This is a genomic window from Mesorhizobium sp. B2-9-1, from assembly GCF_006439455.1.
Lineage (GTDB): Bacteria > Pseudomonadota > Alphaproteobacteria > Rhizobiales > Rhizobiaceae > Mesorhizobium.
The window spans coordinates 94,412-101,079 of the sequence record NZ_VFTP01000016.1; the positions used below are offsets into that span (position 1 = coordinate 94,412).

Annotated in this window: 7 protein-coding genes; 3 read left to right on the plus strand and 4 right to left on the minus strand. The window is 65.7% G+C overall.

What is annotated here, in order from left to right:
- Positions 1 to 36: 36 nt before the first annotated feature.
- Together FJW05_RS22550 and FJW05_RS22555 are read left to right on the plus strand one after the other, a co-directional pair.
- Complete coding sequence (locus FJW05_RS22550; protein WP_140635788.1) at positions 37 to 2,118, plus strand: ATP-dependent helicase; 2,082 nt, start codon at positions 37 to 39, stop codon at positions 2,116 to 2,118.
- 184 nt (positions 2,119 to 2,302) lie between these two features.
- Positions 2,303 to 2,605 carry a DUF982 domain-containing protein gene (locus FJW05_RS22555; protein WP_140540935.1) on the plus strand — a complete coding sequence of 101 codons (303 nt, stop codon included), beginning with the start codon at positions 2,303 to 2,305 and terminating at the stop codon, positions 2,603 to 2,605.
- Positions 2,606 to 2,668: 63 nt separating this feature from the next.
- Here the strand turns inward: FJW05_RS22555 and FJW05_RS22560 are convergent, their stop codons facing one another.
- Positions 2,669 to 3,484, minus strand: a complete 816-nt coding sequence (locus FJW05_RS22560) for a sterol desaturase family protein (RefSeq protein ID WP_140635790.1) — start codon at positions 3,482 to 3,484, stop codon at positions 2,669 to 2,671.
- Between the two features lie 242 nt (positions 3,485 to 3,726).
- Here FJW05_RS22560 and FJW05_RS22565 point away from each other — a divergent pair, with 242 nt between their 5' ends.
- A complete protein-coding gene (locus FJW05_RS22565) occupies positions 3,727 to 4,146 on the plus strand; it encodes a hypothetical protein (protein WP_140635792.1) in 420 nt (139 codons plus the stop codon).
- 8 nt (positions 4,147 to 4,154) lie between these two features.
- Here FJW05_RS22565 and FJW05_RS22570 read toward each other — a convergent pair whose 3' ends face one another.
- The 3 genes from FJW05_RS22570 to FJW05_RS22580 all read right to left on the minus strand — a co-directional run.
- Positions 4,155 to 4,940, minus strand: coding sequence for a GGDEF domain-containing protein (locus tag FJW05_RS22570; protein ID WP_140635794.1), 786 nt, complete (start codon positions 4,938 to 4,940; stop codon positions 4,155 to 4,157).
- Between the two features lie 380 nt (positions 4,941 to 5,320).
- Complete coding sequence (locus FJW05_RS22575) at positions 5,321 to 6,253, minus strand: hypothetical protein (RefSeq protein ID WP_140635796.1); 933 nt, start codon at positions 6,251 to 6,253, stop codon at positions 5,321 to 5,323.
- Positions 6,254 to 6,464: 211 nt separating this feature from the next.
- Positions 6,465 to 6,668 (minus strand): DinB family protein (locus FJW05_RS22580; RefSeq protein WP_281405783.1); only part of this gene is annotated, 204 nt, incomplete at its 5' end.

Genomic DNA, 6,668 nt, shown 5'->3' on the forward strand with positions numbered 1-6,668 from the left:
TATTGCGAACAAAGCAGAAACGATGCTTGATGGGCGATGAACATCGCCGCTCGTGATTCGTCCTTCGAGGCGCCCGCCTATCTTGGCCGGCTGAACGACGAGCAGCGGCTGGCGGTGATGCATGGCGACGGCAAGGTGGCTGCGCCGCTGCTGGTGATCGCCGGCGCCGGCTCCGGCAAGACCAACACCCTGGCGCATCGCGTCGCCCATCTCATCGTCAAGGGCGCCGATCCGCGCCGCATTCTGTTGATGACCTTCTCGCGCCGCGCGGCGGCCGAGATGGCCAAGCGCGTCGAGCGCATTGCCGGCGAGGTGCTGGGGCGCGACGCGGCAATCATCGCCGACGCGCTGGCCTGGGCCGGCACGTTTCATGGCATCGGCGCGCGACTGCTGCGCGACTATGCCGAGCAGATCGGCCTCGACCCGGCCTTCACCATCCATGACCGCGAGGATTCCGCCGACCTGATGAACCTTGCGCGGCACGAGCTGGGATTCTCCAAGACCGAAAGCCGCTTTCCCACCAAAGGCACCTGCCTGCAGATCTATTCCCGGGCGGTGAATGCGCAGGTGCCGCTCGGTGAGGTGCTGGGCTCCGCCTTCCCATGGTGCGCGGCATGGGCGGACCAGCTGAAGGAGCTGTTCGCGGCCTACGTGGAGGCCAAGCAGACGCAGAACGTTCTCGATTACGACGACCTGCTGCTCTACTGGGCGCAGATGGCGGCCGAGCCGGAGATCGCGGCGCATCTCGGCGGCCGCTTCGATCATGTGCTGGTCGACGAATACCAGGACACCAACCGGCTGCAGGCCTCGATCCTTCTGGCGCTGAAGCCGGACGGCGCCGGGCTGACCGTGGTGGGCGACGACGCGCAGTCGATCTATTCCTTCCGCGCGGCGGAAGTGCGCAACATCCTCGATTTCCCAAAGCAGTTCGCGCAAGCAGCCGCGGTCATCATGCTGGAGCGCAACTACCGCTCGACCGAGACGATCCTGGCCGCCGCCAACACGGTGATCGGCGAGGCCAGCGAGCGCTTCACCAAGAACCTGTGGACCGAGCGCCGGTCGTCGCACAAGCCGCAACTGGTCAGCGTGCGCGACGAGGCCGAGCAGGCCAACTATGTGTGCCAGGCGATTCTGGCCGAGCGCGAGGCCGGCACGGCGCTGAAGGCGCAGGCGGTGCTGTTCCGCACATCGAGCCATAGCGGACCGCTGGAGGTTGAGCTGACGCGCCGCAACATCCCCTTCGTCAAGTTCGGCGGGCTGAAATTCCTCGATGCCGCGCATGTCAAGGACATGCTGGCGATGCTGCGCTTTGCCGAGAACCCGCGCGACCGCGTCGCCGGTTTTCGCGTGCTGCAGCTTATGCCGGGCATCGGCCCGTCCGCCGCCTCGCAGATCGTCGACGCCATGGCGACGTCGCTGGACGAGACGCTGGGCCTCGCCCGGTTCCGGCCGCCGCAGCGCGCCGCCCAGGACTGGCCGGTCTTCCTCGACATCTATGGCGGCTTACGCGCCGGCGCCAAATGGCCGGCCGATCTCGAGCGGATCAGGCTGTGGTACGAGCCGCATCTGGAGCGCATCCATGAGGACGCGATCACGCGCCGGGCCGACCTCCTCCAGCTTGAGCAGATCGCATCGACCTATCCGTCGCGCGAGCGCTTCCTGACCGAGCTCACCCTCGATCCGCCCGACGCCACAAGCGACCAGGCCGGCCCGCCGCATCGCGACGAGGATTATCTCATCCTGTCGACGATCCATTCGGCCAAGGGCCAGGAATGGAAGAACGTCTTCGTGCTCAACACCGTCGACGGCTGCATCCCGGCCGATCTCGGCGTCGGCACCAAGGAGGACATCGAGGAGGAGCGGCGCCTGCTCTATGTGGCGATGACCCGGGCCAAGGACAGCCTGCATCTCGTCGTGCCGCAGCGCTTTTATCCGCACAACCAGGCGGCGCGCGGCGACCGCCACGTCTATGCCTCGCGCACGCGCTTCATCCCGGCCTCGATGCTTTCGGCCTTCGAGCAGTCGTCCTGGGCGAGCGCCGCGCTCAAGGACGACCCGCGCCAGCGGCCGGGCGTCAAGGTCGATCTCGGCGCCCGCATGCGCGGCATGTGGAGATAGGCCGCCTGGCCGTTCCAGCCGACTGCAAGGCGAAGGGTCCGATTTGCCTCCGCGTTCAGCGGGGGCACGCCATCCTTGAGAAAACAGCGGCATGCGTGGAACCTCCCGCCGCAAGCCGCGTTGTGTGGCGTCCTTCCCCAGCCAGGGAGGCTCGCCGCCTCCGCAGCCAATTGACGAGGTCCAAATGCACGACAGGACGTTCTTCACTCCGGTCGCCCTCAGCGTCGGCGCCGGCCACAAGCGCATGATCGCCTCGCTGTTCGAGATGCATGACTTCCTGACCGAGTTCCCGCCGTCGCGCCGCCGCCTCAGCTATGGCGCCGCGGTGAAGGCCTGCGAGGCCGCGCGGAGTGGAGAAATCCCGGTCGAGGCCGCGCGCGATGCGCTGATCACCTTCGCGGTGACGGCAGGCATCTTGTGGCCTTCGGAGCAGCCGGTCGTCTCGGTCAAGCCGGTGGCGCGCGGCTATGGCGGCTTCGCCGCCTGAATTTTACGACAGAAGACCGCCCTCCCGGAAAGCCCGCCCTCGGTGGCGGGTTTTTCCGTGCCGTCATTCCGGCTTGGCGGCCGCCGGCGAGGCTTCTGCGATCGGCGCGACCGGCTCGGCCGCCGCGACGAAGGGATAGACGAGCTGCTGGTGATAGAGCTGCGGCACCGGCTCATCGGTGCCGTATTTTTCCGGCATATGCTGCGGCATGAACAAGGTGCCGCCGATCAGATCGAGGACGGGCAACTGTCCGGCGAAGTTCTTGTCATAGGCCTGGCGTTCGTTGGCATGATGCCAGTGATGAAACTGCGGCGAGGCAATGAGCCATCTCAGCGGCCCGAACTTGATGCGGGTGTTGGAGTGAATGAACACCGACTGCCAATGATAGATCAGCACGTAGATGAGAACTGCTTCGCCGGAAAAACCCAGGGCGAAGAGCGGCAGGAACGAAGCCGACTTGGTCAGGATCTGGTCCACCGGGTGCACGCGGTGGCCGGCCAGCCAGTCCATCTCCTCGATCGAGTGATGGATGGCGTGAAAACGCCACAGAAACGGCACCGCGTGAAAGGCGCGATGGGCAATGTAGAAGCCTATATCGGCAATGAGCAGGGCCTCGATCGTCTGCAGCCATAAAGGCTGCGACTGGACGGCGGCCGAAAGTGCCTCGGGAACGACACGCGGGACCACCAGCATCGCAGCGCCGATCACCAGCAACAGGCCGAACTTGATGACGATGCCGTTGAAGAGCAGATAGAAGACGTCGTTCAGCCAATGCCGGCGCGCGGCCGATTGCTCGGCATGCAGCGGCAGGAGCTGCTCGAGCGGAATGAAGATGAGGGCGATGACCAGCACCGCCTTGTAGTCGATGAGATCCAACACGGTCGCTCGCGGATCGGCTGAGGCCAGTCTCCGACACTAGCCGCCAAAGAATGAACGGACCGTTGCTGGCATACGCGGCGCTGCGAAATCGCGTGAAAACTTTCCGACGGCTGCGTGAAACACCACACGGACGGTTGCCGTTCACCATGCCAGTTGCGGACGCGCTTTAAGTCTTTGTTTTGATGCATGTCGTTGTCCCGGAACCGTTGCACACTTCCGGGCGACATGCATCGGGAGGGCGGATGTTTCTCGATCGCGAGCGTTTCAAGCCGGCGGCCGAAATGCGGCTTGGCCGGGACAAGTCGTCGATCCGAGTGACGATAACCGATCCGAAGGCCTGCGAACTCGGCGAAGCCGTCTATGCCTGGGTCACCGCCGACGGCAAGGCGGTCAGGATCGGCACCTGCGGCGCCTCGGCGGGCAAGCGCCTGCTTTCCTATCCCGGCTACATCAATCGCAGCCTCACGGGCCGCGGCGGCGCGACGCCCAAATGGGAAGCGCTGAAGTGGCTGAACCTGCTCGCCGAACACGGCATGCTGATGGCGGTGGTGCATCAGCCGGAGCCGATCCCGTCCGCGGCGGGCCTGATCAGGCCCTATCTCGATGTCGAGCGCCAGTTGATCCGCCAGCACAGGCCGCTGCTCAACCGCAGCCACCGTTGACCTCGGATTCAGTGGACCGTGCCGGCGGCATCGCTCGCCGGCCCGCCGCGCGGAATCTCGAAGCTCACCTGGTCGCGGCCATTGGACTTGGCCTTGTAGAGATGGCGGTCGGCGACCTGGAACATGTCATGGTAAGTGGTCGGGCCGCTGAAGGCGGTGCCGCCGATGCTCACGGAAAGCGGCCAGGGCCGCCCGCCGGGCGCAAACTCGGCCTCGCGGATGCGGCGCCTGATGGATTCGGCGACCAGAAAGGAGCGTGCGGCGTCGGCGCCGGGCAGGAAGACCGCGAATTCCTCGCCGCCGATGCGTCCGACAATGTCGGCGCCGTGCAGTTGCCCCTTGATCGTCGCGGCGATCAACCTCAGCGCCTGGTCGCCGCAATCGTGACCGAGGCGGTCGTTGATCGACTTGAAGTGATCGGCATCGACAATCAGAAAGGCGCCGGCGTCGGCGACCGTTTGGCCGCGCGCCCGCTCGAGATAGGCCTCGACCAGCATCGAGAAGGCACCGCGATTGAAGACCGCCGTCAGGCTGTCGGTCGCGGCAATGACGCCGAGTTCCTTCTGCGTGATGGCCAGCTGGCGCATCTTCCACATCAGAAAGAAAAGGAACGAGCCGCCAAGGATCAGCGGCAGGAAAAGGTCCGTGAGTTGCGCCCAAAGCAGCGCCTGTGGCGACAGCGAGGGGAAATTGAAGGAATCGACGAAGAACGCGGCGGCAATGAAAAAGGCGGTGCCGGCGGCGGTGACCACCACGACCCTGCCCCAGCTTGTCGGGGACAAATCGATGCGCATGCCTCTGCTCCCGTTATGTCAGGCCATCATGCCGCGAGGAAGGCAAACGAACCGCTAATATAAGCCTCGTCCCCGAAGTTTGGTTAATTTTCTCGCTCAGCGTCGAACGTGGAACGGCATGCGGTCCGGCTCGATCTCCAGGCAATCATAAAGCCCACCACGGATGCGGCGGGCTTCCCGACTGGCCGGAAGTTCTCGTCAGCAAAAATGGGCGTGGCGCTCCTCGTGGGGCAAAGCGATGGCCGCATAGTATTGCCCGGCTGCAACCGGTCGGTTGTCGAGCGGGAGAACGATATCGGCTTTCAATGCAAGCCCGGCGCCCGCACCGACGACGCGAAGCAACCGGCAGGCCCGCCTCACGGCGGGCTCTGTCTTTTCCTTTAACGGGCGGTCGAGCTGCCCAAACCACCCACGGTGCCACCGGTGCCACCGGCCGACGTATTGCCGGTACCCATGGTGGAGCCGGCGGCCGAGCCGCCGATGCCGGCGTTGAAGCCGCCGGAGCCGCCCACCGTGCCGGTGCCGCCGGCGCCGCCCGTCGCACCAAACGAAGTACCAGTATTGGTGATGATTGTGCCTGTGGCACCACCAATCGAGCCGCTGGTGCCGGCATTCAAGCCGCCAACGCCGCCACCCACAGAGCCGGTACCAACGACGCCACCGGTCGCACCGAACGAGGTGCCGGTAGTTGTACCCGCAGCACCACCAGTCGAGCCGCTGGTGCCGGCATTCAAGCCGCCGGCGCCGCCCACCGTGCCGGTGCCGCCGATGCCGCCCGTCGCACCGAACGAGGTGCCGGTGGTTGTATTCGTGGCATCGCCAATCGAGCCGCTGGTGCCGGCGCTCAAGCCGCCGGCGCCGCCCACCGTGCCAGTGCCACCGATGCCGCCCGTTGCACCGAACGGGGTGCCGGTGGTCGTGCCCATGGCACCGCCAATCGAGCCGCTAGTGCCGGCGTTCAAGCCGCCGCCCACCGTGCCGGTGCCGCCGGCAACGCCGGTCGCACCGAACGAGGTGCCGATGCCGGTGGTCGTGCCCGCGACGCCGCCGATCGAGCCAGTAGTGCCGGCGTCGAAGCCGCCGGTGCCGCCCACGCCGACGCCGCCGATGCTGCTGCCAAAGCCCGTGCCGAAACCGGTTGAGCCGCCCATCGAGGAGCCCGTGCCGGTGCTCGCGCCGCCAGGGCTACCCGCCGCGACGCCGGTGTTGCCAATACCAAAGCCGATATCGAGACCGGCGGCATTCGCCGGCACGGCGAGAATGGCGATGCCGCCGACCAATGTGCCGGCGATTTTTTCTACGATACCATTCATGGCATTCTCCTTCGTTGCCACTTTTTTTCGCACTGCATCTCCGGACTGCCGGGTCCGTGCGCATGCCTGTGCGAGAGGGAATGAAGGGAATACGAACGGGCTCGATCAGGGTTCCATTTTTTTCAAGGAAAAATTCGCTGATATGCGCGTCTTCCTTGATGGTTGAGTTTGATCGACGATCGGCCCGCGGAAAGCCTGGACCATGCAGCGCTCAGGCGTAGGCGCGACCTTCCTCGGAGCGCTGGAACAGCGCCAGGTCGAGCGACACCGAGGGCCGGCCGAGCACCGTGAGCACCATATGCGCCTGGCCGCGATGGTGGGTCTGGTGGTTGAAGAAATGGCCGAGCGCCGGCGAAAGGCGCTGCGAGACGGTGCGCATGTCGACGGTCATGTAGGAGAAACGGCCGGCGAGCGC

Bases quoted from the DNA above. Each gene is read 5' to 3' on its own strand.
- FJW05_RS22550 (WP_140635788.1), top strand. From the start codon at position 37: ATGAACATCGCCGCTCGTGATTCGTCCTTCGAGGCGCCCGCCTATCTT.
- FJW05_RS22555 (WP_140540935.1), top strand. From the start codon at position 2,303: ATGCACGACAGGACGTTCTTCACTCCGGTCGCCCTCAGCGTCGGCGCC.
- FJW05_RS22565 (WP_140635792.1), top strand. From the start codon at position 3,727: ATGTTTCTCGATCGCGAGCGTTTCAAGCCGGCGGCCGAAATGCGGCTT.
- FJW05_RS22570 (WP_140635794.1), bottom strand. From the start codon at position 4,940: ATGCGCATCGATTTGTCCCCGACAAGCTGGGGCAGGGTCGTGGTGGTC.
- FJW05_RS22575 (WP_140635796.1), bottom strand. From the start codon at position 6,253: ATGAATGGTATCGTAGAAAAAATCGCCGGCACATTGGTCGGCGGCATC.